The sequence below is a fragment of the Acinetobacter sp. V91_7 genome, assembly GCF_031799075.1.
GTDB classification, from domain to species: Bacteria; Pseudomonadota; Gammaproteobacteria; order Pseudomonadales; family Moraxellaceae; genus Acinetobacter; species Acinetobacter calcoaceticus.
Genome location: NZ_JAVQNT010000043.1, coordinates 494,603 through 519,203 on the forward strand (window position 1 = coordinate 494,603; position 24,601 = coordinate 519,203).

The 24,601-nt window shown below is 38.5% G+C and carries 27 protein-coding genes, 1 tRNA gene and 2 pseudogenes; 10 read left to right on the plus strand and 20 right to left on the minus strand.

Annotation, left to right across the window (positions count from 1 at the left end):
- Window positions 1-242 precede the first annotated feature (242 nt).
- The gene (locus tag RMB03_RS17250) at window positions 243-1,658 is read left to right on the plus strand and encodes a cytosine permease (protein ID WP_311077029.1); all 1,416 of its coding nucleotides are present in this window, start codon (window positions 243-245) and stop codon (window positions 1,656-1,658) included.
- A 58-nt stretch (window positions 1,659-1,716) separates the two neighbouring features.
- On the opposite strand, the gene RMB03_RS17255 is transcribed toward RMB03_RS17250, so the two are convergent.
- Window positions 1,717-2,154 carry a PACE efflux transporter gene (locus RMB03_RS17255; RefSeq protein ID WP_311077030.1) on the minus strand — a complete coding sequence of 146 codons (438 nt, stop codon included), beginning with the start codon at window positions 2,152-2,154 and terminating at the stop codon, window positions 1,717-1,719.
- 89 nt (window positions 2,155-2,243) lie between these two features.
- Here RMB03_RS17255 and RMB03_RS17260 point away from each other — a divergent pair, with 89 nt between their 5' ends.
- The 9 genes and pseudogenes from RMB03_RS17260 (at window position 2,244) to RMB03_RS17300 (ending at window position 8,757) form a co-directional block, all read left to right on the plus strand.
- Window positions 2,244-3,128: a LysR family transcriptional regulator gene (locus tag RMB03_RS17260; RefSeq protein WP_311077031.1), complete on the plus strand. Its 885-nt coding sequence runs from the start codon at window positions 2,244-2,246 to the stop codon at window positions 3,126-3,128.
- 1,069 nt (window positions 3,129-4,197) lie between these two features.
- A tRNA-Ile gene (locus RMB03_RS17265) sits at window positions 4,198-4,274 on the plus strand.
- A gap of 253 nt (window positions 4,275-4,527) precedes the next feature.
- Window positions 4,528-4,650, plus strand: a pseudogene (locus RMB03_RS17270) (SOS response-associated peptidase); the annotation flags it as partial.
- A gap of 283 nt (window positions 4,651-4,933) precedes the next feature.
- Window positions 4,934-5,617, plus strand: coding sequence for a transglycosylase domain-containing protein (locus RMB03_RS17275; protein ID WP_409070623.1), 684 nt, complete (start codon window positions 4,934-4,936; stop codon window positions 5,615-5,617).
- Window positions 5,618-5,629: 12 nt separating this feature from the next.
- Window positions 5,630-5,763, plus strand: a pseudogene (locus RMB03_RS17280) (DNA polymerase V subunit UmuC); the annotation flags it as partial.
- Between the two features lie 91 nt (window positions 5,764-5,854).
- Window positions 5,855-6,322, plus strand: a complete 468-nt coding sequence (locus tag RMB03_RS17285) for a hypothetical protein (RefSeq protein ID WP_311077032.1) — start codon at window positions 5,855-5,857, stop codon at window positions 6,320-6,322.
- A 164-nt stretch (window positions 6,323-6,486) separates the two neighbouring features.
- Entirely contained in the window at window positions 6,487-7,302 is an 816-nt protein-coding gene (locus RMB03_RS17290; protein WP_311077033.1) for a PAAR domain-containing protein, read from the plus strand.
- Window positions 7,303-7,308: 6 nt separating this feature from the next.
- On the plus strand, window positions 7,309-7,992 hold the full coding sequence (locus RMB03_RS17295) for a hypothetical protein (RefSeq protein WP_311077034.1): 684 nt from the start codon (window positions 7,309-7,311) through the stop codon (window positions 7,990-7,992).
- A 123-nt stretch (window positions 7,993-8,115) separates the two neighbouring features.
- Window positions 8,116-8,757: a hypothetical protein gene (locus RMB03_RS17300; protein ID WP_311077035.1), complete on the plus strand. Its 642-nt coding sequence runs from the start codon at window positions 8,116-8,118 to the stop codon at window positions 8,755-8,757.
- A gap of 115 nt (window positions 8,758-8,872) precedes the next feature.
- Here RMB03_RS17300 and RMB03_RS17305 read toward each other — a convergent pair whose 3' ends face one another.
- The 19 genes from RMB03_RS17305 to RMB03_RS17395 all read right to left on the minus strand — a co-directional run bounded on the left by RMB03_RS17305 (window position 8,873) and on the right by RMB03_RS17395 (window position 24,601).
- Entirely contained in the window at window positions 8,873-9,865 is a 993-nt protein-coding gene (locus tag RMB03_RS17305; RefSeq protein ID WP_311077036.1) for a hypothetical protein, read from the minus strand.
- A gap of 415 nt (window positions 9,866-10,280) precedes the next feature.
- Entirely contained in the window at window positions 10,281-10,835 is a 555-nt protein-coding gene (locus RMB03_RS17310; RefSeq protein WP_311077037.1) for a lysozyme, read from the minus strand.
- Between the two features lie 96 nt (window positions 10,836-10,931).
- The gene (locus RMB03_RS17315) at window positions 10,932-11,150 is read right to left on the minus strand and encodes a hypothetical protein (protein ID WP_311077038.1); all 219 of its coding nucleotides are present in this window, start codon (window positions 11,148-11,150) and stop codon (window positions 10,932-10,934) included.
- Between the two features lie 163 nt (window positions 11,151-11,313).
- The gene (locus tag RMB03_RS17320; RefSeq protein WP_311077169.1) at window positions 11,314-11,685 is read right to left on the minus strand and encodes a hypothetical protein; all 372 of its coding nucleotides are present in this window, start codon (window positions 11,683-11,685) and stop codon (window positions 11,314-11,316) included.
- A 73-nt stretch (window positions 11,686-11,758) separates the two neighbouring features.
- Window positions 11,759-12,385, minus strand: a complete 627-nt coding sequence (locus RMB03_RS17325; RefSeq protein ID WP_311077039.1) for a hypothetical protein — start codon at window positions 12,383-12,385, stop codon at window positions 11,759-11,761.
- Between the two features lie 3 nt (window positions 12,386-12,388).
- Window positions 12,389-13,960: a phage tail protein gene (locus RMB03_RS17330; RefSeq protein WP_311077040.1), complete on the minus strand. Its 1,572-nt coding sequence runs from the start codon at window positions 13,958-13,960 to the stop codon at window positions 12,389-12,391.
- Window positions 13,960-14,589, minus strand: a complete 630-nt coding sequence (locus RMB03_RS17335; RefSeq protein WP_311077041.1) for a DUF2612 domain-containing protein — start codon at window positions 14,587-14,589, stop codon at window positions 13,960-13,962. Before RMB03_RS17335 ends, RMB03_RS17330 begins: the two co-directional genes overlap by 1 nt.
- The gene (locus tag RMB03_RS17340) at window positions 14,589-15,782 is read right to left on the minus strand and encodes a baseplate J/gp47 family protein (protein WP_311077042.1); all 1,194 of its coding nucleotides are present in this window, start codon (window positions 15,780-15,782) and stop codon (window positions 14,589-14,591) included. The genes RMB03_RS17335 and RMB03_RS17340 overlap by 1 nt, the downstream gene beginning before the upstream one ends.
- Window positions 15,779-16,135, minus strand: coding sequence for a hypothetical protein (locus RMB03_RS17345; RefSeq protein ID WP_311077043.1), 357 nt, complete (start codon window positions 16,133-16,135; stop codon window positions 15,779-15,781). The genes RMB03_RS17340 and RMB03_RS17345 overlap by 4 nt, the downstream gene beginning before the upstream one ends.
- On the minus strand, window positions 16,132-16,773 hold the full coding sequence (locus RMB03_RS17350) for a Gp138 family membrane-puncturing spike protein (RefSeq protein ID WP_311077044.1): 642 nt from the start codon (window positions 16,771-16,773) through the stop codon (window positions 16,132-16,134). The genes RMB03_RS17345 and RMB03_RS17350 overlap by 4 nt, the downstream gene beginning before the upstream one ends.
- Window positions 16,760-17,647, minus strand: a complete 888-nt coding sequence (locus tag RMB03_RS17355) for a baseplate hub protein (RefSeq protein ID WP_311077045.1) — start codon at window positions 17,645-17,647, stop codon at window positions 16,760-16,762. Before RMB03_RS17355 ends, RMB03_RS17350 begins: the two co-directional genes overlap by 14 nt.
- Complete coding sequence (locus tag RMB03_RS17360) at window positions 17,628-17,915, minus strand: hypothetical protein (RefSeq protein ID WP_311077046.1); 288 nt, start codon at window positions 17,913-17,915, stop codon at window positions 17,628-17,630. The genes RMB03_RS17355 and RMB03_RS17360 overlap by 20 nt, the downstream gene beginning before the upstream one ends.
- On the minus strand, window positions 17,908-18,579 hold the full coding sequence (locus RMB03_RS17365) for a phage baseplate protein (protein ID WP_311077047.1): 672 nt from the start codon (window positions 18,577-18,579) through the stop codon (window positions 17,908-17,910). The genes RMB03_RS17360 and RMB03_RS17365 overlap by 8 nt, the downstream gene beginning before the upstream one ends.
- 66 nt (window positions 18,580-18,645) lie before the next feature.
- Window positions 18,646-18,942 (minus strand): DUF4282 domain-containing protein, encoded by a 297-nt coding sequence (locus RMB03_RS17370; RefSeq protein WP_311077048.1) that lies wholly within the window; start codon window positions 18,940-18,942, stop codon window positions 18,646-18,648.
- A gap of 665 nt (window positions 18,943-19,607) precedes the next feature.
- Entirely contained in the window at window positions 19,608-22,061 is a 2,454-nt protein-coding gene (locus RMB03_RS17375; RefSeq protein WP_311077049.1) for a phage tail tape measure protein, read from the minus strand.
- Window positions 22,048-22,248, minus strand: coding sequence for a hypothetical protein (locus RMB03_RS17380; RefSeq protein ID WP_311077050.1), 201 nt, complete (start codon window positions 22,246-22,248; stop codon window positions 22,048-22,050). Before RMB03_RS17380 ends, RMB03_RS17375 begins: the two co-directional genes overlap by 14 nt.
- A gap of 2 nt (window positions 22,249-22,250) precedes the next feature.
- Window positions 22,251-22,667, minus strand: coding sequence for a hypothetical protein (locus RMB03_RS17385; protein WP_311077051.1), 417 nt, complete (start codon window positions 22,665-22,667; stop codon window positions 22,251-22,253).
- Window positions 22,667-23,116 (minus strand): phage tail fiber protein, encoded by a 450-nt coding sequence (locus RMB03_RS17390; protein ID WP_311077052.1) that lies wholly within the window; start codon window positions 23,114-23,116, stop codon window positions 22,667-22,669. The genes RMB03_RS17385 and RMB03_RS17390 overlap by 1 nt, the downstream gene beginning before the upstream one ends.
- A 15-nt stretch (window positions 23,117-23,131) precedes the next feature.
- Entirely contained in the window at window positions 23,132-24,601 is a 1,470-nt protein-coding gene (locus RMB03_RS17395; RefSeq protein WP_311077053.1) for a DUF3383 domain-containing protein, read from the minus strand.

The window sequence follows — 24,601 nt, forward strand, 5'->3', positions numbered from 1 at the left end:
CAGGCCCTCAATAGAGGGCTTTTTTATATATTATTTTTATATCATTTAAATCTATTAAAAATAATATCAGTCTAATTATTTTTTTATTTATCTATGAAATATTTAAGCCACTTTTAGGTTCTACAGCCTAAAAAAGTATTTGATTCTTTTTAAAATTACTTGTATATACATGTTTGTATTTGTTTGTACAAATGCAGACTTAATAAAAATAGAGTGGACTCTTAAAGGACAAGGAGAGTGTAATGGACTCATCGGCTGAGAAACCAAATAGTAGTTTTATTGAAAACCGAAGCATTGATTTTATTCCAGAGAATGAAAGACATGGCGGAGTGTTTGCCCAATTCACCCTCTGGTTTGGTGCCAATTTGCAAATCACGGCCATTGTGACGGGGGCACTAGCAGTTGTATTAGGCGGGGATGTTTTTTGGTCGATTATTGGTTTATTTGTGGGACAGTGTTTTGGTGCTGCTGTCATGGCTCTACACGCTGCTCAAGGTCCAAAACTTGGCCTTCCACAAATGATTTCAAGTCGTGTTCAATTTGGGGTATATGGTGCGTGTATTCCAATCATACTCGTCTGTCTCATGTATCTGGGGTTTACTGCAACTGGTGAGGTACTCGCGGGTAAAGCTATTGCACATCTAGCACATGTCAGCAATACAACTGGCATCTTAATTTATGCTTGCTTTATTATCTTATTTGCAACAATTGGATATCGCTTAATTCATGTGGTAGGCAAAGTAGCTAGTATTATTGGCTTGATTGCTTTTGTTATTATTCTGACTCAAATTTTAGCTCTTTCTGATTTTTCTGAACTCTTAGCAGTACGTCATTTCAGTTGGTCTTCATTTTTGTTAGCAGTTTCACTTTCTGCTTCTTGGCAAATCTCTTTTGGACCTTATGTTGCAGACTACTCACGTTATCTTCCAACTAAAACGTCTTCATCTCGCGTTTTCTGGGCCGTTGGCTTAGGTTCTTTAGTGGGTTCACAAATTTCCATGAGCTTAGGCGTTTTGATTGCTCAGGTTGCAAACGGGAATTTTGTTGGAAATGAGGTTCAATATGTGGTTGGAATGAACCCCATCGCCTTAGTTGTTACCTTCTTATATTTTAGTATTGCTTTTGGCAAAGTTACTCTGACGACCTTAAATGCTTACGGTAGTTTTATGTGTGTTGCTACGGTTTGGAACAGTTTCAAATCGACAAATCAAATCTCAAAAATAACAAGATTGCTCATTGTCCTTGCTATGGTTGTGATTTCGACCTTTATAGCAATTATTGGCGAGCACACTTTTTTAAGTGCTTTTAAAGCATTTATTTTGTTTTTACTTACTTTTTTTATTCCATGGAGCGCAATTAATCTGGTTGATTACTACTTTATCTCTAAAGAAGAATGTGATGTAGATGCGCTATATGACCCAAATGGTAAGTATGGTCGCTGGAATCGAATTGGTATTACTTGCTACTTTTTAGGTATTTTGATTCAACTGCCATTCATTAATAGTAAATTCTATACAGGTCAAATCGCGGCAATGTTAGGAGGGATCGATTTATCATGGCTAGTGGGACTTATCTCTACAGCTTTGATCTACTATTTTTTTGCTAAAAGAGCTCAACTAAAGTTTGTAAAACAGTTACCTCTCGAACAAGTTAAGTAAAGCCCAAACATAAGATATCAAAGTATGACTTTGATATCTTATTGAAATTGATAAAAAACTATTTTTGTAATGCTTTAACCTGTGCTGAAGCAGGAAGCCCAAACAACTTATCAAAACTCCAATTAAATATAAAAGTATATATCGGGATAATAATGATAAATGCCACATCTAACCAAAAAGCAGCAATCAGAGAAATATCCATCCACCATGCAATAAGAGGAATCAAAAATAAAACTAAGGTAAGCTGAAAACCAATTGCATGCCCAACCCTACGCTTGACTGTACGGATATTACTGCTTTGTCTAGCCTCCCACTTCTCATATAAAACATTGTAAATAAAATTCCAAGTTACAGCGATGGTCGTAATCATGACAGATAGAGGCCCAGTATGTTCTACACTATCACCGGCCAAGATAGCTAATCCTACTGATGAAATAATCATTCCGATCACTTCATAAGAAGAAACATATACGATTCGACGCTTTACACCTTGCATAATCAATAAACTCTGCTTAATTCTTTATATTTTAATTTCAGTTAAAATCATATATAAAGTTAATAGCTTTCAGTTTAACTGATATCAAAATGAATTTTAACAGTGAAAATATTGAACTCTTCATCACCGTACTAGATACGGGATCTTTCTCTGCGGCCGCTCGTAAACTAAATCGGGTCCCCTCAGCAGTCAGCATGGCCATTGCTAATTTAGAAGCAGAATTGGGTTATATCTTATTTGAACGAACCCATCGAAAGGTCATTCCAACTTCGACAGCATTAGCTTTAGAACCACAGGCTCGCATTATTTCTGAACAGCTTAGGCTATTTAGTACTCATGCCCATGAACTTTCTTTAGGGCTTGAAAGTAAATTACGTATTGGTGTTGTCTCTGATGTAAATACCAAATTATTATTCTATTCAATAAAAAAATTAGCCGATAAATTCCCATTACTTAATATAGAAGTTATTACTGCCCCTCAAGATGACATCGTCAATTTACTTTATACGGAAGAAATTAGTCTATGCTTAGCGGGATCAGACCTAAATATAAAAATGCGTGAAAATCTGCAATTGGTCATGACTGAAACAGTAGTTGCCACTATTTCGTCTAGTCATAGTCTTCTACAAGAAAAAACAAAGCCGTTTTCTATTGAAGAGTTAATCAATATTAGGCAAATTGTAGTAGCGAGTAGTGACCATGAAATGACAGATTCTCGTTCAATTATTGGTGCAATGTACTGGAAAACGAATAGTCTACAAACAGCAATTAATATGGTTGAAGCAGGACTCGGTTGGGGAAATTTCCCTTTATCATTAGTACAAGAAAAAATCGATCAAGGTCATTTAGTTCTTTTAGATTTTAAAAATACCAAAAATCATTTACCTCTATCCATTTATTTAATTTGGCTTCAAGACCGCCCATTATCTAAAGCGGCTCGAGAACTCATCCAAATTATTCAAGAAAATTTATAATTTCTTATACTTTAGTTCCGAGTACATCTGATCTCTTTTTATAGTTTTACTTCAAATTAAATATGCTTGCTTTAAAGATTTAGCTTATTGTTCAGGCCCTATTTCCGTCAATATTATACAAAGCAAGAAGCCTACTTAAAAAGCAGGCTTCTTACTGTATTTCAGGACTAAGCAATAGTTTTTTATTTTGGAAAAATACATTTATACTTTATTAAAACCTAGCATTTTAGTCAAGAATAAAATTAATAAAATACAATCATTTGTATTCCACGTGAAAGCAATCACACTTTAAGTTTTATATAGAAAACACATTAGGAAAAGAAAGAAATTTCAATGATAAAAATTTCGAACTTTTCCACTTAAAAGTTCTATTTTTTTAATAAAATGAGATAAAGTACTTAATTTTAAAAATAAGCTCACCTTTATTCATCTCTTTTCGCTTTTCATCTTTAAAGCTTTATTCATCCTATATATTAGATTATTTATTTCGAATTACTTTGACTCTCAATATTTTATAAGTAGTTTTTCGATTATATCTAGACTTACAAAAATCAAAGGACAAGTCCTTTACAAGTTCTAAAAAATTAATCCTATAAATATTATCATTACATTCTCATAGTTTTATTAAAATAATTTTCGATCGAAAATTTATAAATTGCACACGATACATACATGCACAAATCTGCTTGTACTCTACTATTTTTCGGTAAACTTATCTAACTTAATCTTGTCAGCATTATTCAAATAACCTCCCACAAATTGATTATATTTCAAACAATATATATTTTAAAAGAATTAATAATTCGAATCGAAAAGATAATTAAGCCTCTACCACAATAAGTTGCTGGCTGGAATAAGTTCTAATTGATCGATAAATAACTTAGTTCACTTTACTCGCGAAGTACTCATACGCTAGAATCACTATCGCTTGTAATATTTAACCAAAACAACACAATATTTTTTGGGCTACTATGCGCCAACTTTAGAAAATGACTTGTGTTTAATTAAAAAATTGATTAGTATTGCACGCACTGAAAAGCCTTGAGATTAAAAGCTTTTCTTGCTTATAGGGCCTATAGCTCAGTTGGTTAGAGCAGCGGACTCATAATCCGTTGGTCCCGTGTTCAAGTCACGGTGGGCCCACCAAATAAAACAACCACTTAGGTGCATTAATCCTAAGTGGTTGTTTAATACCTACTCTCATGTAAGCAATATGTAAGCATCTTATAGATTTCTTAATTTTATTTGAAAAGTGTACTTTTCCGCCAGAAATTAGCTAACTTATCTCCCCCCTATTTATCTACATCTAATAGACCATAAAACCTCAAAGATTTTAAACTTATCCAGATCTTCCTAAATAGTAAAATTGATCAATCACAAATATAACAAAGTTAAAAAGATGTGCTCAAACTACGAACCAATTGCAAAAGATAGAATTCACTTACTTGATCTATTTGAGCCAACATTTGAATATAAACCTCATATCTATCCTAATTATGAAGCTCCCCTCTTATTCTCTAAAAAAGAATAAATTGAATGAATATTAGTGTGTTTGGTCTCGCGGCTCCTTGGATTAAAGAGCCTAAAATAGATTTAGGTTGTCCCAATGAACTTAGTATAGTTCGCCAAAAGGGCATCCTGTTCTAAGTCTGTATAAGGATAGCCTCAATAAAATTTCTTAAATTTGAGTTGTGCTATATTAATAAATTATACAAAATAGCCTGTAACTGTTCTAGTTTTGATCAGCCAGCACGGTACTTTCGAGGCATAGTGATTAGTAAATTTACTATAAAATGGGAGGCAGAATGTATAAGAAAATGTTTCAAATACTTAAATATGCAGGAATTACAATTAGCTTTACTTTCGCTCTCTTGCTTGTTATTGCTGTAGTATATGGTGCAAAGGGGTATCAGGATGCATCATCAGATGCAAATAAATTACGTACTCGAGCTAATCAATTGATCATTCAAAATCGTGGCGGTGACTCTTTAGGAGCAGACCATCTGGCTATTTTACTCACAGTTGAAGATCCAAATTTCTCAAAACATTCTGGAGTAGACTTTTCTACCGCTGGTGCAGGCTTAACTACCATTACTCAATCGGCGGCAAAAAGGCTCGCCTTTCAGCAGTTTCGTCCTGGCTTTAATAAGATACGTCAAACTGGTTATGCTCTCGGACTTGAGCGCCACCTAACGAAAGAACAGATTCTTGCCCTTTGGTTAGATACGCTTGAAATGGGAAATGGTCCTAATGGGTGGATGATTGGTTTTCATTTGGCAAGCTCAACTATATACGGGCGACCTCCTGCTGAGTTAACCAATATCGAGTTTATTCGACTTGTGGCAGTTCTGATCGCGCCAAATTCATATTCTCTAATCAGTAATGACCCTAAACTTGACGAACGTGTTGCTCGAATTCAGAGGTTGGTGGCAGGCACATGTGAACCTTCTAGCTTACTGGATGTTTGGCTTAAAGAATGTGGTAAATGATTGATGTAGACTATGGATGATGTTCATAACAAGTTTGAAAAGAAGAAATTGGGAGTTAGACCTTGTTTTGTTCCTGGTCGATGAGTAGGGATAAATTGAGTAGAAATCCTTTTAAGCAGGATGAACTATTATTAATAATTAAATGAGAAGAATAATTCGCGAAATTAAATAGCTGACCTTTAAAATATCAAAATTAACACTATATATTTATTTCATAAATAAACTTAAGGACTTAAAATGGCACTTAATTTAACAAAAATTAAAGATGAAGCAAAAAAAGATAAAGATCAAGAGGAACAAAATCGTCAAAATATATCAAAAATTCTTTCAGGCGTTACTCAACACAGAGAAGATTTGAAAAATTGGTTTCTTTCACTTTTCCCTGGTGAAAAAATTGAAAATAATGGATATACGGAATTTAATGTTCTTTTCGATGGTGGAACAAAAGTATCTTTAGCTTTGGAATTGATTGCAAAATCACCAAATGGTGGCATGGTACAAGTAAATGATAAAGTTAATTTTTCATTTAAAAAGACTAAGAATGGAAATTTAGTCGCCTCTTGTACTTTTGTGGATGAGACTGATTACTTAAATCTAGAACCGGAAAGTAAAGATTACAAATATAGCTATGCAACTCAGCAGGAAAAAAGAAGTTACACTTTTTCTGATTTAGAACAATTCGTCCAATATGTAGTAGATAAATAATAATATAGAAGCCCTCATCAGAGGGCTTTTACACTAATGCTTACAGTACAGTCACATTGTTATTGATCGTATGAGCTGTGCACCCTGATAAATAAAACTATACAGCATTGTCTATCCCTCTTTGCTATCATTCTGGCACTTCAAGAAAATCAGAAGGAATAGTTTTGGCAACCCCATATATAACTATAGGCTGCCCCACAACTGGAGGCGGCCAAGTAATCTCGGGGAACAGTATGTTCCTTATTGACGGTATTGCCGTTGCTTGTGTCGGTGATAAAGCTACCTGCCCAACACATAAAATTGTCGCAACAATTGTCTCCGGTGATCCAAACATGCAGATCTTCGGCAAAGCCGCTGCTCGTGTTAATGATTCACTTTCATGTGGTTGCAAATTACTGCCTCAACAAAACTTAGTTGTCCAAGACAATGGTGGTGCATCAGCATCAGCTGCAAAATTCTCATCAGCTCCAATGTCACAAAAACAGCAGACAACTAATAGTTTTAGAGAAGACAAATATGAAAACTTTTACATTGAGCAGTATAAAACAGATGTCTACATTAGCCATAAGGCTGTTCTTTTAGGTGATGAAGGTGTAACACCTCTGGATGGGGCTGTAAGCTATTTTCTAAACTACAAAGTTCAAGGCAAGGAACTATTTTTAAGTGTAGTTATTAATGCAGCTCCCTTGAGTCACAAGGGAACTGTCTACCCTTTTGGGACTGCAATTGTTTCACGGGAAGGTAAAGAAATTGCCAGACATAAGTTAAAAAGCGATCAAGGGTATTGGCCAGCAGATAAAAATAAGGCCCCTTTGGGAAGTTGCACTATCAAATTACCAGAACCAAATTTGCAGCTCGTTGATGTAGAACTTGAACTAGGATATACCGCAGTAATTTCGGATACCGTGGGTTCTGTGCATCCAATGCCTCCTATAAAAAAATATAAGTTTTCCTTAAACTCTGCGGCGCGCAAGGTGTAAAAAGTTATGAATAAGTTATTAACGATTCTATTATTAAGTGCCGCGGTTGCTGCGTGTAATAACTTTGATAGCACAACTGAAATCGCCCAAGTGCAGAGTAAGCAATCTAATAACCAAAAGGAAGCATTAAAACCACTTGTGGCAGAGTTCAATGAAATTATGAGCTCTCTTCAGACTGAAGCAGACATTACATCCACGCAAGCAAAACTGGAAAAGCTTTTAAAGAAGTTTCCAGATGACAATGATTCAAGCATACAAGTGCAAAAGTTAAAATTAAAAGTGCTACTTCAATTAGGTTATTTAAATGAAGCCGATATTTTGGCAACAAAAATTCTTGCTTTAGATAGCACGGCAAGCATTCAAGAAACTCAGTGTTTAATTCAAAGAAAATTGCAAAAGCCAGAAAGCCAAATTAATAGCTGTTATGAAAAAGCAGCTAAGCTATATCAGGCACAATACGAAAAACTAAGTAATGATAATCCACAAAAGCAATATGCTCTCTGGTCAAGTTACGCTGCCATGTACCAAGCCGGTCATATTGAATATAAGCAAAAGTTAAAAGATCTAGTTAATGCTCAAACCACTGAAGATGAGAAGCATACTTTTAATACGATGTATGAGAACGTAGTGGACCCAACAGTTATTAAAGAAATTCTTGAATCTATGCCATTTAAGCAAAAAGCTCATTAAAGACCATTTCTTGTATAGATATGTATTGCAATAGCCCTAATTATTTAGGGCTTTTTATAATACATTTAATCCAAATGTGGTCCAGAAAAAGGCATTCCCTCTAAAGCAGACCCAAGCATAAGCATGAAAAACTATTTAACACTATTTATTATTGGTTCAGTACTTCTAAGCGGCTGCAGCAATGCGTCTGACGGCACTAAACAGACAGAAGTAAAAACTGAGACGATAGCACCTAAAACATTGTCTGCCGAAGATCAGAAGATTATTGATAAGCATAATGAGTACATTCAGAAATATTCTATGGAAGATAAAGAAATCTTTCAGAAGCACATGCGCGAGATACTTCCCAATGTAGACAAGATCACGGACAAACGTAAACGTGAACTACTTCAAATGAATATTTATATGATTTTGAATGACTATGAGAAAGCACACGCATTGAATGATAAGCAACTTGCAGAGAAGCCGAATGACACAGCAAGACTTACATTTAGATGTCAGTTGTTTACCATGCAAGGGAAAGAAGCAACTTTGGTTAATAAGTGCTATGATCATGTTGCAGAGGTTCTAAAAGTGGAACTTGACAAACCAGAAAACAAGATCGACCCTGATTATAAGATAGGCGAGTTCTCATACTTGTATGCAAAATATAAAGCTGGACACCCTGAGTATAAAGAGAAAATGCAAGAGTACATTGCAGAAACTAAAGATGAAAAATTAAAGGCTACTTTAACATCACTTTATGAAGCAGAAATGGAAAATTAATTGAAAAGCCCTGATAGTTCAGGGCTTTTTCAAAGAGCTTTAACGCAAATCGAGACATTTACATTGTTACATTGCTATAAAAAACATCCTTAGCAAGATTAAGGTGTGGGCTTAATCAGCTTGCAATCAGCACACCTTGAGATGAGCTAGAACATCCTAATTGACCAGTAGTAACAATAGGATATGTATTAGGTGCACCAATATACGCATTTAGAAAAATTTGACCATTACCAGTTTGATTAGATAAATAATCAATGGCTTCATTAGAGTATCCATTAACAGTGATTCTTCTTATAAGACTACCCGTGGCATTCGTATAATAGACCGTACCAGATACAATATTGTTTGCATATGCTCTACCGTTATAATCACTATTTGACAGAGCACTAATATTGCAACTCTGTCTAGTGGAACTGACAGTATCTATATTATTTTTTTTTACATTGTCACATATGATAGCAGATGTCGCATCTTTACTAATTAAACGAACCCCTTTATCTGTAGCATCTATCCCTCCCACAGATTTACACAGCTCGTTATTATATTGCAATGTCTCAGGTGTTGAACTATTTAAAATATACAATAATTTATTTTCCGAGATTTCCTGAAACTGCTGCTGTATATTATATTTTCGGCCATTTGGTGCTATAGCTGTTGATGTTCTTGTAATAATTTTTTCACCAAATTGATTTAGAGATGTAACATCGTTAAAGCCTTTTAAGGACTGCTCTTGTGGTGATGATGAATAAGATTTATTAATAATCGTATTTTTCAGATTTTTATCATTTGAGCAAGAAAGTATATACTGTTGATTTCTCTTTATTATCTTAGAACCAAAGTCTATATCTAAGACTTTACCATCAGAGCGACATTTTTCCTCTCCATACTTTAATGTTACTGGTGAAGATGATCCTCTAAGATATAAAAGCTCATCCTCTCCAACAATGAGAAAATCTTGAGATAATTTTATATTATTTCCATTTTGATCTTTTATATCGAAAGTTTTTTTGATAATAGGTCTATCAAGGTGATCCTTTGTTAATACTTCACCCGCAAATGAAGTAGAACATAAACATATTGGAAAAATAGAAAGTAAGATTCTTTTCATAAGTTGACTCCTAATTAAATCATATAATGCTGGTCATAAAAATTTCTATTATTTTTGATACAGCTAAATATTTTTACCTTTTGGTATATTTTTATAATATTTAGTAAAAATTAACAATTTAATATAAGAATTAAAATGTAAACATATATTGGAAATAAATTAATACCATTTATGATAGTTTTAATCTTATTAGCTGCCCTTTTTTTCAAAAACTTATATGAATCAAGAAAGTTAGCCAACGGCTGCAGCTGCTTTGGCCAACCTTGGGGAACTGGTACAAAATGCTAGCTCATAACGCACTGCACGCAGATACTTACTCTAACATTGCTATTAATCGTATGGGCCGTGCATCCTGATAACAGAATTAATAACAATGTGAGTATTAAGGGAAGTTTCGTACGTTCACACATAGAAATTACTTCTTTAAAAATAGTTCTCGTTCTGCTGCACGCCGACGAACTAGGCCGTTTAGGACTTTACCATCAGCTTTATTCCATACAAGAAATTGATCAGCAGCACTGGAATAGTCTTTGGTATTTAGCCTTTTAAGCAGAGTTGAACCTTTAAATGCCCCAGATCCGATGTTGTAAGTTAGTGATACCAAAGCATCGAACTGGTTTTGAGTTAATGGTACTGCGACAGATTCATTTACGGTCTTTTCAAATTTGGCTAAGTCATATTTAAAGTACGATTTAGCTTGCTCGAGTGTGCAAGTATCCCCTTTTTTTACCTTGGTACCATTTGGGTAAACTGTTGTACCGATGCCAATGGTCCAAACACCAACACCATCGTCATAAGCCTTAAGCTGGGTACTTTCAAAGCCTGAAATTAGATTTATACCAATCTGGCTTGTCGTTTTTTCACCTGGTGCAAGCCAATCAACCACTTTATTAAGTTCATCAACTTGTGGTTGTGTAAGCTTGCCTCCAGCAATGACTCTTGCTTCATCAAAAAATGGTTTTGTACTCATTTCACTTTCCTTTAGATGAAAAAAAACCACCCGGAGGTGGCGGAGGGTAAAACATAAAAAGAATGCTAAATATGCCCTTTAAAAAAATACGTGAAACTATTCAATTGCTAAATGATGTTTTTCAGTCACCATTTTGATTTTAATCCCTTTGTAATATCGAATCACCGGATCTTCTTTATCCTTCTTAACTTTATCCAGAAAATCATTATCTTCCATTAAAACTGCAAAAGTTTTATATCCAATAATCAATTTTTTCGGCGACTTACCACTACTCTTGAAATCATCAATCTGCTTATTAAGGTCTTTTAAAGTCATTTCTGTTTCCAGTGTTATAACCCTTAATAGGAATTTAACAATTAATTATGACAAATTAACTTTTCTAAAAGGTGAATAAATATAATAACTAATAAGTTAAGAATAAAAACCGTCCTACTTTATAGGGTCAGTTCACTACGGCGGCATTAAATCTTGATAAGGTTTATTTAAAAATTGAGCTAAATGTTTCTTTCACTTCAATAATGATTTCAGCAAGCGACTTCCCTCTCATCAATTGCACAGCCTGGTACAAAATACCGATACACAGCATTCCAAACACCGCAAACATCAACATGACAAAGCCTTGTGCCATATGTGAATAATTCCCCAAGCCAAAATACTCAATGAAAGCAGCACCACCAAACAAGCTAATGGCTACACTGAATACAAACTTCATCACAACACCAATGTTGATCTTAATTCGTCCTTCTTTATCAATATCACCACTTAAAGTTAAAGCGAATATAGCCCCTACAATTGCCGCAAAAATTTTTAAAACCCATGGGAGTGCCTTGATAGATAAATGCTCATGCATTTTCATTTCTCCAGATATTTTTAAATAATAAAAAAGCACCCGATTGGGTGCTGTAAATAATTTCATTCTGATTTTAAAGTGTCATTGCGTAATGCCACATCTCATCAACTTGTTCTTCATTGAGATCCAGAACACTTAACATGTACTGTACTGATGCATTGATCCGCTCGAACTTCTCTGACTCGGTATACTCAATCTGAATCCGGGTTTTAAGTGTCTCATCCTCAATAGCAGATATCGCTTGTTCCACCTGGACTAATAGACCATTTTCCAGTAAAGCGAGTTTAAACTGCCGACGAGTTAACGGTGCAAATAGACTGAGTTTCTGTAAAGCTTTTTCCTCTTCTGTCCGGATATCTTCCCACTGATCACCCTGCCAGCTTTCATAAACTGAATCTGGTTGAGTTAACGTATACCCGTCCTTAATCGGGCCAATATAATCCACAATTTCACTGCTCTGATCTTGAATTGAATACACGACCTTGCAACGATGATCCTCTGTTAGACTCCAGGATTGACGTTCCTCATCAAACACCGGGATCATCCCATCTTCTATGGCCGGAGGCTCAACCCGGGTACTATGTGCCGCTAACCCGGTTCCCACAGCCCAAAAGTACTCAAAACTCCCCACCAACCGTTGATCAACTGGATCAAAACTATAAGCCATAATCATCCGATCTTTATCTGTAAATGTCGTCATTTCTTAACCTGCCTTGACAATATAATTAAATGCAATGTTCCTTGGTCGATTTTCACTCGCTGTAGGCACGACTCTTGAGGCATCAAAAGTAGTGCTTTTTCGAGTATCAGATTCATTACTACCTCCGCCATGCCCACCACTTGGAGAAATATCACCAAAAGCTCCACTTCCTTTCGCAGAACTTAATAGACTTGCTTCAATTGTCCCGGTGATGTTGCGAATCGCATCTTGTTGGCCACTTAAGATCGAACGCCCGGCATCCACACCACGGCCATTGTCATAGCCCCGGATAAACTCACCGCGCATATCAGGTAAAACGCTGCCATATAACTTAGATAAGTTCGGATAGAGCTCAGCTGAGATGGACTGCCCCTGCATTACTAAATACCCAGTCGGTGGTGTTGCCTTGCTATAAGGGACCGGTGCATAAAGAATCGGATCAATATTGCTCGGTAAATCCGCTAAAGTGGCTAATATCGCAACGGTATCAGGATCTTTTAATGGAAATAGAAAAGTCACCTCACCGTTAGTTAATGGATGGCGGACCTTAAATCCACTTCTGGCTGAGCCTGATGCACCAAAATCACCAATTTTGAGAGAAGAGTTAAAAAGACTCTCCCCTCGAATCTCTAATCCAACATCTGTGTTACCCTTCATGATTGTGGCTTTGTACGCAAAAGTAGGGCTTTCCTTGGGTGCTTTCTTATCATTGAGCTCTTTACCACGTTCTGCCGTCAATGCTTTATCTGCTCCGCCAGAAAAGGCATCTACCAATTGAACTACCCCTGTCTGTGTGCTGCTGGCCAGGCGAATTGGATTAGATGAGAACGCTGTGATTAATCCCTTGGCATTTACGGTAATCGACGGTATCTCGATCGTCGAGCTATAAGTCCCCGCTTCAACACCGGAATTGGCCAAAGTCAACACACAGGTCACATCTTTAGAGCCATCGAAACTCACTGATCCCGTAGCAGCCCCACTATAATTGAAGGTCCGTGCGGAACTGAGCTTAGCTGCACTGGCTGCGGTTTCATTCTTGCCTAGCTTTTCATCTACCAGGCCCTTTAGAACCTTACCTTGTTTTGCGGTGAGGGCTTCCTGGTTACTATCACTCGTGAGAGTATCATTCAGCTTAACAACACCAGCCACATCGGTCGAAGCTTCAACAACAGAACCTTCACCCGCATAAAGCTTCCAACTCTCGGAATTGGCTTCATCGTTTGGATCAGACAGATTGCCATCAATCAAGCTGATATATTCGCAGGTGCGATCAACGGAAAGAAGAATGGCCCCTTGTGGATACCCTCCAATCGCTTTGGCATAATCGGCATCATATTGATAACGTCCTCCTTTCGCCAGAAACACGGTATTGTCAGATAACTCATAAAATAGACCATTAAAATCTAACCCTTTTGGGGGCAAGCCGCCTTCTTCTACCGCGGTCATGGTAATCGGGGGGAATCCGATGGACCAGGTCGCATCCTCTAGATCCTGCCCACTTTGTCGCTCATTTTCTATTTTGTTACGCTTACCATTGAATGCAAAAGGCAGAGCAATCAGTGTCGGGTTGTTCATTAAGCCAATACTCCTTGATTAAATGGCTGAAAGCCTGTGCCTGCGAAACCAAAAATATTTTTAGTGACAATCTCTTTGTAATCCACTAAAACACCACTCGGTCTAGGGAGTAACTCAAGTTTGTAGACTAGAAGTCTCTCGAATGCCCTTAAATTAAACTCAAAAAGATATCGGGCCTTCATATGCCCGATAATTAAGAAATAACAACGCTGATCAAATAGCAGCTTAAGAAAGCGGTTAATATTGGGTGCAGTGGCCAGCACAATATTAGATGCTGCCTTGACCAGAATTAATGTTCTAAACTGCCGATCATTTAAATTAAATGAGGCATACTTGGTTCCAGCTGCACTGAATGGCCTTTGATTAAATGGATAAAATGATGCGATACGTGTTTTAAACCCAAAGGTTTCGGCTTCTGGATTCGGTGCCCCAATATTACGATCCACCCCAACAATACGCCCCCACATGTCCAGACCAAATCCTTGTGCTGTGTTTAAATCCCAAGCCAAATGATAAAAACCTTCAATATCTTTACTTGGGTCAATACAACAATTCAAGCCTTCGATGAGCTGGCATATGATCGGGCTATTGGCATACTGTGACATCAAGGTGTCTTGAATATTTTTCATTATACGAACTCGATATAATCTTCCGTGGTAAAAGGAAACTCATCCACCCCAAAATCCAGCACATCATTAAAATTCAGATGATCTCGGCTAATCTGTATCGATTCAAGAATGAGACTAGTGACGGCAGTCACCTGACACACAAAGCGTAGTGCGACCACGGGGTGGCCGATCTTGGCCTTGCTTTTACCGCTTTGCATAGCATCAACAATGGCTTTTTTCATGGCCTTTTCATCTTTAATTGACATTGCGGTTTCATCTTCAAGCCGAATTTTAAAATAGATAGGAATATGCTGAGGTCGTAAGATCTTGACCTTATATACGGGTGGACGTTCTGGAAAGTTATCCGTGTCTTTAATTGTCACTTCAGTATTGCCATTAAATGAGCAACCGGAGCCGGCCTTGGTTAATGCCATTTTTGCAATATCAAGCTCATCACCGCCGACTACTGACACCAAAATACTGTTACGAATAACCGGGTAATCAGTTGAGCCCACCAAAACAGTTTCATCAGTGGGGTTATCCACCACAAAAACACTGATGACATTCTCCAGGTCCGCAACAGCACCATAGGTGGCTGCATTGGTATTTTTTGAATTAGCTGCAACAGATTCGCGGCGTCGTTCTTCAAAATCGATATGGCTTTCCTCTTCCCTTCCTTCAATTGCTGCCGCCTCATTGAATACCCGGTCAATGCCAGGTATTACTTTTAAAAAGCGATTGATTGTATTTGGCGCTGCTTTAATTGTTCCTGCTGTTAAGCAATGAACATTGATTGTTGTAACACCGTGCTCACCAATAACAGCATCAGTGGAGCATTCCCAAAGCAAACCACTCACATCAAGAAATTGTGTGCCACGTGGGATTTTTGCACCTTTCAGCCCCATTGCGATTAATACAGCAGTCGAACGAGTTTGACGCTTACGCTCTAAAAAATAAATATGGCCAATACCATCTTGCCAGACGCCTTTTGAATAGCGGGGATCAGTTAGATTCAACAATTCAATCATTTGATTGCGCTCATCCTGAACCATGGCCGTAATCGATGTGACCAACTGTCCTTGTGGCGTGCGTAAATCTTCAGTAAGATTATTCCCGAACGCACCTTTCAACATTTCCCATGCACCAGCGAGAACGGCCTCCGTGGGCGGTGCATAAATTCCCTTTTCTGTAATTTCAAGCTTCGGGATACTCATAACCCAATTACCCCCTTTTGCCCATCTTCATCAGCAAATAAAATACGGCCTGTAACACCCCGATCTTTTAATGGATAAAGCTCTGCATTTACTTCTGTTACGCCTTGAATCGATAACGCAGCATCATTTAAATGTTTACGGTACAACGCTAATGAATATTTACCTTTACCTAGCACCTCCTCAGAATAGGGAATGCCATCTTCCTGTCTGTGATACACGTCCTTTTTAAAGGTTCGACATGCACTCGAAATATCCTGGGCTTTTTGGTAGGTATCTGTAGCCATGGCAATATTACCCTCTACATCTAATGCCAAATCCCATGTTTCGGGATGTAGAAATAAAGTCTTGTTCAAATAGATTCTCCCGTATTGTCTCCCCCTTTTGTCACACCTTTATGCACGTGCTTAATCACGCTAATCGCCTTGGCCATAACGTCAGTTAAAGATTTAATGATGCCTTTGGCGGTTAAGCCACCTGTCACTTCAACTTCGGGGCTATCTAAAATGATTTTGTATGGGGAATGAATCTTGATTGCATCAGCTAAAAATTGAATATATTGCTCAGGTTTTCCATTCAAATAGCCGCCCATGTAAAGGCCATCTGACCAGTCAAACTGACGCTTAGTATTCGGCGCTGCGGGTTGCTTTGTACGCTTGATGGCTGAAATATCACGGGAACAAAAGCCACACATCCCAATATCATCCTTTTCAGGATCTAGTACGATTGCATTCTTACCGCCCTGTAATCGGAAATAAGGAATATTAGAAATTTCCCCATGCTCGATAATCGTTTTCGCTCCACTCACCTGGGCAACCATGGGCTGCACACTCACGGTTCCCATCATCCCATCTTCAGGAATTTGCACCGATATCACTTTAACCAGGGTAACAGTCTGGATCTTCCCGACCAGATTCATAATGATCGATAGCTCTTGTTCTGCGCCTTTGCATTGATCAACACTAAAGAGCATTAGATCCTCATTCAGATCCATTGTTATCTCCCATCTTTAAATGTGTTGCGTTCACATCACAATGCCATTTCCCGCCTGGTGTATTCGCCTCCAAGTTGACCCATACCCCGAAAACTCGCCAATCACCATTGCAAATAGAAATTTGACTATCCCGAATAGAAACAACCCCGCCAAAACGAATTGCGGGGTTGTATAAACATCTAAAAGATATGCCCTGTATACTTGGAGTTGGATACCCATCCAGTCCAGTATCAGGCGAAATAATGGGGATTTTTAGCCGCCGAGGTGCTCCTTTTGGGGCAATGGCAACTAAGCCTTGCTCAATGTATAAATCGATGTCTACATCCCGTGCCAGCTTTTGAATCTTAGCCATCTGAGTATCAGTAAAATAGCAAGCTTCTATGACCTGGCTCACTCCGTTATTTTCAAATTGATACCCGATTTCATCACAAAGAACTTTTATCATGTCTGCAACATCCTGCTCACCCACAAATGGAGTAGGTGATACAGGTTTTAAGTTTTCTAAAATTGCAGCCTGTGATTCGATGACCAGGACAACATCCGGAGAATTTTGCATATCGGGATATGCAAACGTAATATTTCCTTCAAATACTTTATAAAGTGGTTCCCCTTCCTCCCCCGCATCAATACGGACTCGATTCATAAGAGCACCAAGTGTGCCCCAACGTAATTTAAGCAGATCCAACATATTTTCTAGGGCTAACCCATAAATCTTAATCTGAGCCATTGGCATACGGGCACCGTTGCCAAATAAACCTTGATAAGAAACTCTTAGGCCGGTGGATGACAATTGATTCTCATTGCCATCGATGGCTGTGAAACTTTTATCCTTACCTGCAATCGTCAAGGTCACTTTAAGAACTTTTCTTTTCATCAAACCACACCAACTTAAAACGGCCGCTGTCTCCCAGACCCTTATAGTCTGGGTGCTCAGCACCTTCAGTATCGATAAAGACCAGGTTACTTGTAAAAAAGGCTCGGTTTAAACAGATCCGATTTAAAACAATAGTTCCCTGGCTTTCATTGGAAACACTTGCATAGAGATTGTTTAACCGGGTCTCAAGGTTAAGCGTCCAACGCTGGCCATTCATGATAAAGCTGACCTCTTGATTAGGGTATGCATTAAGCGGAATCTCAAACATTGCCAAGGCCACCCATCATATCTGCAGTACGTCTCCCCACTTCATCTATTAATCCTTTAACCCCGCCACCACCTAAAGCGGAATTCAAAAGTGATTTACTCGGCTTCTTGGGCTCTTGCTCTCCAATATCTTTTACCTTTGCATCACTTGGATTTTGGACTTCCTCAAATCGATAATCCATGTTTGCCTCTTGAACTTCCTCAAGTTGCACATTGACCTTTAAAAGCTGTGCGCCATCTTCAGCCGTTCGCGCATGATCAAAGCCAACAATACTTGCATTGGTATACACATAGTCCGGCGTAACGACATGAAACTTCAGCGTGCTTTTTTTTAATGTCTCAATCTGAGCTAAGAAAGTGCCACGCTGTAATGTGCCACCGCTTCCCTTGGACAATTGCACAGTTGCCTTATATGGCTCATTCACTTTGTTGTAACTGGCGAATTTTCCTTTTTCGACAGCAGCATTTGAGATTTTGGAGCTAGATGAATGTTTAACAGATAGTACCGAATCGACCATAATGATCGGGACACCATATTCACTAAAAATCCCCCAGTAGTTTCCAAAAACACTATTAATCAAAGCAGCACCACCAAGATTTAGGCCAGCACTCAATCCCGCTTCAGTTAATCCTTTAAAATTAGGAATATTTGGCATTCCACGCATAAAGTTCTCCCATAAAAAAACCACCCTCAGATTGAGGATGGTTTTTTTGATTAAATCAGAAATTACTTAGAGTATATTACGATCTTTTAACTCTTGTAATAATAAAGCAATCTGGCGAGTATTTTGTTGAATCTTAAAAATTACGACCCACAACTCCGACCATAAACGGGCTATGATCGTACCAAAAATGAGTAATCCCGAACCCATAAGAATACCCGAAGCTCCATTATAGGTTCCAGTGCCTGAAAAACCCATAATTACAAGGCCAAGGCCAGGAATCCATACGCATAACAACATGAGCCAATAAACAAGAGTTACAATTTTTGTCGATAGAACTGAATCTAAAAATAAAAAGTTTTTCATTATCGCTACCAAAAAAGCTAAACAAATATAGTTTTATTTGTAAAATTGATGTGTATTCCACACCTTAAAACCAAGTATAAATATAGTCTAATTATTACTAAACAATAAAGCTACCGATCATTAATAGTAAAGGTCTAATTTAATACGTATTACGAATAATACAAAATAGTTTGACCGTGTCCCAGCCTTACAGTTAGAAAACTGGGCTCAGTCATAAATCTAAGTAGAAAGTATATTATCAATATATCTCTGTCTAAAGCTACTCATCACTTTTTGTTACACTAGATTCATTCTATATCATTGGAACTTGATGCTATATTATTCCGTGTTAACTAACATATGCCATTGTTCTTGTTAACTTCAATTAAGCCCCGTCCCTGTCCATGTTCTGGGCTTTTTTGATGCCATGAGTTTAATTCCCTATTCCGCCCTCTAGCTAATTCATCAAAATAATGAAATCCGAACCATAAAAAAAGCTCACTATAAAATGAGCTTCAATTTAAAAATACAATGGGGTAACTCCCCCGTTCCCCCATTGTAACTCATTCCCTAGTCCTAATCTGTCGATCAGTTGGCTAAGAAACTTTAGCTTGGTAATGCTGCTACCAGCCCCCTCTGAGTCAGTCACACTATATGACAAAAATGTGACATAATCAACATTTTTATTAAACCATCCCAGTTACCATTTGATTCACACTATTTATTGTGGCTTGCATTCCGTCATTCACCGTTCCGTCAATCGTATTTGATGCAGAGTTAACCGTAACAGCACCAATATTAACATCGACCTGTTTCTGATTGTTGTTTGTTACTTTGTGTGATGCTGCTTGCAGTTGTATTTGGGCGCCTTGAGAAATCATAGCATTAGCCCTTGAGGAACCTTGAGATAATGCATATTGCTGATTGCTATTAACATTCTGCCCTCTAAATGCCGCTAATTCCGCATCTTTCTCGCTCAGACCACTTTCAATTGCTCTGGAGTAATCAGCTCTCGCACGATCCAATGCAGTCTCGAACGAATTTGCTGAATGCTGAGCTTTATTTACACCATCGGAATAAGCAGTGGCACCGCGTTTTGAATGGTAAGTTTTTTGACCTACCTTCGTCGTTAATGAACCAGATAAAACAGGTAAAGATGCCCATTCTCTTGCTCCTTCATCACCCGCTAAATTACGATTATTGTGCTTCCCTTTTAAATACCCTCCCAAAGAACTTCGTTTATTAAAAAACAACCAAGCTCCCATTCTATCTTGCATTTCTTCATCAAATTTTTCCTTACCCGTTAATTTCATGCCTTTAATAACATCGGGCATCGTATCCCTAATAATTTGATATTTCCCAACAGCATTAACAGCATAACTATCTTGCATAGCTTTAACATCTGCCACAGTCATAGAAGTCAAATTACGTGTACCTGATTTATACCCAAAACGCTTTCCTAAATTTACAGAATTGTAGTGGCCCTCACCCTTGCCAATAAAATCAGAAATTAAGTTACCTCTACTTTTTTGTGAGGCTGAGCTTGTTATTGATTTACTTTCTACTGGTACACTCTCTGCTGCGCGCCTATCAATATCTTGATTAAATCCACGCAACACTCCAGACAATGACTTTTTATCATCGGTTGAGTCCAACCCAAAAAGATTATCGTACGCACCAGCTCCCGTTTTAATAACGGATTTAACACCGTTATTAACCACATCTGGCATCATGTTTTTAATATCTGCAAAAGCCCCCTTAAAATCACCTTTTCGTAATTTATTCAGGATTTCCATAAACTTTTTAAGCTCAGGCATAACAACAGCTGTAATGTCATTTGCCAGATTTTTAAATCCATTTCTTAATGAATCAAGGGAAATACCATTTTCATCAATAAAGCCCTTCATTTTTAACCAGTCTGCACCACTATTTGCAACGTCTTTGATTTTTTCCTTGGCAATCTCAGACCATTCTTTGTACTTGCCTTTTAACCAATCGAATGCTTTACCCACCTTGTTAACGATGCCCTCAACAGAGCCAATAATTTTTTGGAATTCACCCCAATCAAATAATGACTCTCCGCCATCAGCCCAGGTTTTATAATCATCGTAAAGTAGAATGAATGCTGCACCTAAAGCAGTGACGATCAAAAGTAATGGTAAATACGGTGCTATCATGGCCCAAGCAGCTACAGCTGCCGCCCACATAACAGGAATTAAAGTGACTCCTATGACAATGGCCAGACCTTCAAAAACGTTTTTAACCGTTTTTTCGTTGCGGTGTAAGAAGCCTATAAAATTATTCACTATTTCTGTGATCTTGGTCAGAATCGGCACAAGTGTATTGCCAAGCATGACCTTCAAGCCTTGATATTGTGAACGCAACAGCGCTTGTTGTTTTGATAATTCTCGGCTGGCCTCAAGTTCCTGGGCGCTTGATGTATAAATATTCTTTTGCAGATCCAACATTTCTTGCAGTGCGTCACGGCCTTGCATGAGCGTTTCAATTGTTCCCTCATCCAGTCCCATGCCGGCACCTAAGCTATAAGCCCGACTTTTATCCATCTCTGCGAAAGATTCAGACATATCTAACAAGATATTATCCATATCACGCATATTGCCCATGTTGTCCAAAACACCGACACCAAGCTCATTAAGAAATGGTAATAGAGTTGCATCACCCATAGTGGTTAAATCGCTGATACTGCGGTTCAAACCCTTCAAGGAAGCAATCATACCCTCTGCACTACCTCCTGCCATTGTCGCCGCACCTTGCCAAGCTGAAATTGATCCTGCTTGCATGCCGAGCTGTTTTTCAAGCTTGTATAATTCATTATTCGTTGCCTGCGCCTCTGCAACTAACTTTGCAAACCCGGTGCTGATTGCAAGCGTTGTAAATAATCCCGTAAGCAATCGGTGCACACTTGTAATCACATTGCCCATTTCAGATAAAGTTTTATTGGCTTTTTTCTGTTCTTCACTCAACACCTTGGTTGAAGCTGTTGTTTTCTTCGCGGCTTTTTCGGTATCCTCCAGGGCATTTTCTAGCTTTTCATTTTTGCTAATAGCTTTATCTGCATCGGCATTAAAATCACCAAAATCCAAACCGACATAAATACCAATAGCCTCAACGATATTCATTTCTGATGCTCTCCCAAATCTGCTCGTTATATTTAGCAACTTGATCAGCTTCAATGATGTTCAAGGCATCCTCTAAGCTGAGAACGGTGTCCAACTCACAATAAGAAGCCAGCCCCGTTTTTAATACGGCACTGGCTACGGTAGAGATATTGATTGTTTCAGCAAGAGCACCGGCTCTTAACGGCAAACTTACCCCGCGTCGCTCGAATCTTGGGTATTGCCTTGTACTAAAAAATCAATATGCAGGAACAACGCCTCTTTGCGTAATGTAAACAAGGTGGTGAACTCCTCTACCTCATCATCCCATTCCACTTCACGCGCATCCCCACCTTTCGGAATAATTTGAACGCACTCTAAAAGCTCATTTAACAGCTCCATGCCTTCTTCCGTACTGAGTCCTTGAATAGCCGAGGTTGCGACCTTAGCCATTTCTAACATGCCATTGCTTGCATTCAGGCCTTCAATATCCACACCCGCCTTCGTTAAGGAGAAAATTGCACGCATAGCCCAACGATCTGCTTGAGTCACGGACATTTCAGTCACTAAAAAGGTCTTGTCCTTATCACGCCCCGTTTTAATCGGGACCCGTTTTGTTTTACGAGCCATTAATTCATCTCCTCACCGCCATCAGTCATAATGTTAAAGTTATAAGTCGTGCCATCTAGAAGCTTTTTCCCATTTGGGCCACCACTCATGCTGGCAAAAGTGCCAGATCCTGTATGACGCTCTTTAATCGAAGGCAACTCGACAATAATTTCAACCAGACGGGCTTCTTTGTTCCTCACAAAGTCTTTGCGGATATTCTCAAAAATACGACGACTAGGACTATTAACCTCCAAGAAGATGCCCCATTGCACCTGATGCGGGGTATAACCAAAAGCTTGCTTCCCATCTGTACCGACTCGGGACTCGGTTAAGTTTGCATCCCCCATAGACCAGGCATTATCAGCCTGAAAGCCTTGGATTTTTACAAAATTATCGTAGATCCCTTTACAACGGATCTGAAGAATTGCATTGGCTGAAGTCAATGTGCCTGGGTCATGATAGTTAGACATTTTTAAACACCCCCATTATTGAATATTGATCGATGATAAATTGATGCGGTGCACGCTACCGCCATCGGTGTACCAAAGCATAGAAGGCAAAGCTGCACGTTTACGACGTATCTCAGATGTTGCTGTGCCCAGGACTAAACACCAGCCATCTAAATACAGCTGCATAGCAGCATCAAAGCCAGCTTGCTGGTTAATTAAAGTTTTCTCCAGCTCATCCAATTCGACTCCATTTTGAATACCACCAAAATTAATCATCTGATCAATTGGATCTTTATACGCTGCGCGGTGCATGGCTTTCCCCGTATCGTTATACGGTACAGACTTAGCCGCCATGAGCAGATTGATACCTGCTAACTGAAGTTGTGAATGCATATAAATTTGGTTTAGATAGGTATTTACCCAACTGAATTGCCCAGAAACGCATGTATTTGAGAAAAAAGTAAAACGGTCTTTCGCTGTTGCATAGGCGCCATAATAGGTATATCCATTTGACTCCAACGCATTGGCGGTAGGTTCATCTGTTACTGACGCGCTAACACCACCTTGACGACGGAACTCCATGGTTGTGTTGCCATTGAATTCATCAAAATTAATGGATGCAGCAAAGCCACAAGCTAAAGCAGCATGCTCAAGATCACCATAGATAATTGTCGTACCTTCAATGTTGTTCTCTTTGATCCAGCCACCAAAACTATCAGGGTTGTTTTCAAGCAGTGCATTCGGTTCCATTTCATAAGCTACGAACCAAAACCGGCTGTCTTGTTTGCTATTCCATAACGCCATTGCCTGACGATGCTCTAAGCTGAACGCATCCGGGCTATAAGTAATCGTTGAGAAATTCAGCGTGTAGTTTGTTACCCGGAACATTAACTCACTAACACCTTCAGCACCCGTATGATTATCAACGACCGCACCAACCGCTTTAGTTAATCCGAGATAAGTAGCAACCTCTCCAGAACCAAATCCAATACTTGAGTCCATAGCTTCTTTACCTGAGTAAAAAATGAGAGACTGCAGGTGAAAATTAAATTCGCACTTAACGCCTAAGGCTGTACCAAGAATATTTGCAGCATCACTAAAGCTTGTCGCTTTAGAAAGATCGATATTGGCAGTTTTTAACTCACCATCTACAACAATCTCTAGTTCACCATTAAAAATTGTTTTGATCGACTCCAAACCAATATTTTTTAAACTGGCTCCAATCAATTTGGCTGCAATTGGCTTTTGGTTATATCGTGAGATATAAAGTTCTTCAGGTTTTTTTGTTGAGCCGATAAAGCCAGCAAAATAGCCTTCAGCAAATTTGTGTTCAGGGCTTTCATAGCCAAAAACTGAGGCCACATCGTCAGGACTGGCATAGGATTTAATCGAAAAAATGCTATCTACGCTCAGTAATACCGTGTTTAGTCCAAGCGCTGAACCACCCACGCCTAACGCTGACGGGTTAATGCTGACTATACGTTTCATCGGAATAGAAGGCAGCAC

What these genes read in the sequence shown, in the direction of transcription:
- RMB03_RS17250 (WP_311077029.1), top strand. Translation starts at nt 243, where the DNA reads ATGGACTCATCGGCTGAGAAACCAAATAGTAGTTTTATTGAAAACCGA.
- RMB03_RS17255 (WP_311077030.1), bottom strand. Translation starts at nt 2,154, where the DNA reads ATGCAAGGTGTAAAGCGTCGAATCGTATATGTTTCTTCTTATGAAGTG.
- RMB03_RS17260 (WP_311077031.1), top strand. Translation starts at nt 2,244, where the DNA reads ATGAATTTTAACAGTGAAAATATTGAACTCTTCATCACCGTACTAGAT.
- RMB03_RS17275 (WP_409070623.1), top strand. Translation starts at nt 4,934, where the DNA reads ATGTATAAGAAAATGTTTCAAATACTTAAATATGCAGGAATTACAATT.
- RMB03_RS17285 (WP_311077032.1), top strand. Translation starts at nt 5,855, where the DNA reads ATGGCACTTAATTTAACAAAAATTAAAGATGAAGCAAAAAAAGATAAA.
- RMB03_RS17295 (WP_311077034.1), top strand. Translation starts at nt 7,309, where the DNA reads ATGAATAAGTTATTAACGATTCTATTATTAAGTGCCGCGGTTGCTGCG.
- RMB03_RS17300 (WP_311077035.1), top strand. Translation starts at nt 8,116, where the DNA reads ATGAAAAACTATTTAACACTATTTATTATTGGTTCAGTACTTCTAAGC.
- RMB03_RS17305 (WP_311077036.1), bottom strand. Translation starts at nt 9,865, where the DNA reads ATGAAAAGAATCTTACTTTCTATTTTTCCAATATGTTTATGTTCTACT.
- RMB03_RS17310 (WP_311077037.1), bottom strand. Translation starts at nt 10,835, where the DNA reads ATGAGTACAAAACCATTTTTTGATGAAGCAAGAGTCATTGCTGGAGGC.
- RMB03_RS17315 (WP_311077038.1), bottom strand. Translation starts at nt 11,150, where the DNA reads ATGACTTTAAAAGACCTTAATAAGCAGATTGATGATTTCAAGAGTAGT.
- RMB03_RS17320 (WP_311077169.1), bottom strand. Translation starts at nt 11,685, where the DNA reads ATGCATGAGCATTTATCTATCAAGGCACTCCCATGGGTTTTAAAAATT.
- RMB03_RS17325 (WP_311077039.1), bottom strand. Translation starts at nt 12,385, where the DNA reads ATGACGACATTTACAGATAAAGATCGGATGATTATGGCTTATAGTTTT.
- RMB03_RS17330 (WP_311077040.1), bottom strand. Translation starts at nt 13,960, where the DNA reads ATGAACAACCCGACACTGATTGCTCTGCCTTTTGCATTCAATGGTAAG.
- RMB03_RS17335 (WP_311077041.1), bottom strand. Translation starts at nt 14,589, where the DNA reads ATGAAAAATATTCAAGACACCTTGATGTCACAGTATGCCAATAGCCCG.
- RMB03_RS17340 (WP_311077042.1), bottom strand. Translation starts at nt 15,782, where the DNA reads ATGAGTATCCCGAAGCTTGAAATTACAGAAAAGGGAATTTATGCACCG.
- RMB03_RS17350 (WP_311077044.1), bottom strand. Translation starts at nt 16,773, where the DNA reads ATGGATCTGAATGAGGATCTAATGCTCTTTAGTGTTGATCAATGCAAA.
- RMB03_RS17355 (WP_311077045.1), bottom strand. Translation starts at nt 17,647, where the DNA reads ATGAAAAGAAAAGTTCTTAAAGTGACCTTGACGATTGCAGGTAAGGAT.
- RMB03_RS17360 (WP_311077046.1), bottom strand. Translation starts at nt 17,915, where the DNA reads ATGTTTGAGATTCCGCTTAATGCATACCCTAATCAAGAGGTCAGCTTT.
- RMB03_RS17365 (WP_311077047.1), bottom strand. Translation starts at nt 18,579, where the DNA reads ATGCGTGGAATGCCAAATATTCCTAATTTTAAAGGATTAACTGAAGCG.
- RMB03_RS17370 (WP_311077048.1), bottom strand. Translation starts at nt 18,942, where the DNA reads ATGAAAAACTTTTTATTTTTAGATTCAGTTCTATCGACAAAAATTGTA.
- RMB03_RS17375 (WP_311077049.1), bottom strand. Translation starts at nt 22,061, where the DNA reads ATGAATATCGTTGAGGCTATTGGTATTTATGTCGGTTTGGATTTTGGT.
- RMB03_RS17385 (WP_311077051.1), bottom strand. Translation starts at nt 22,667, where the DNA reads ATGGCTCGTAAAACAAAACGGGTCCCGATTAAAACGGGGCGTGATAAG.
- RMB03_RS17390 (WP_311077052.1), bottom strand. Translation starts at nt 23,116, where the DNA reads ATGTCTAACTATCATGACCCAGGCACATTGACTTCAGCCAATGCAATT.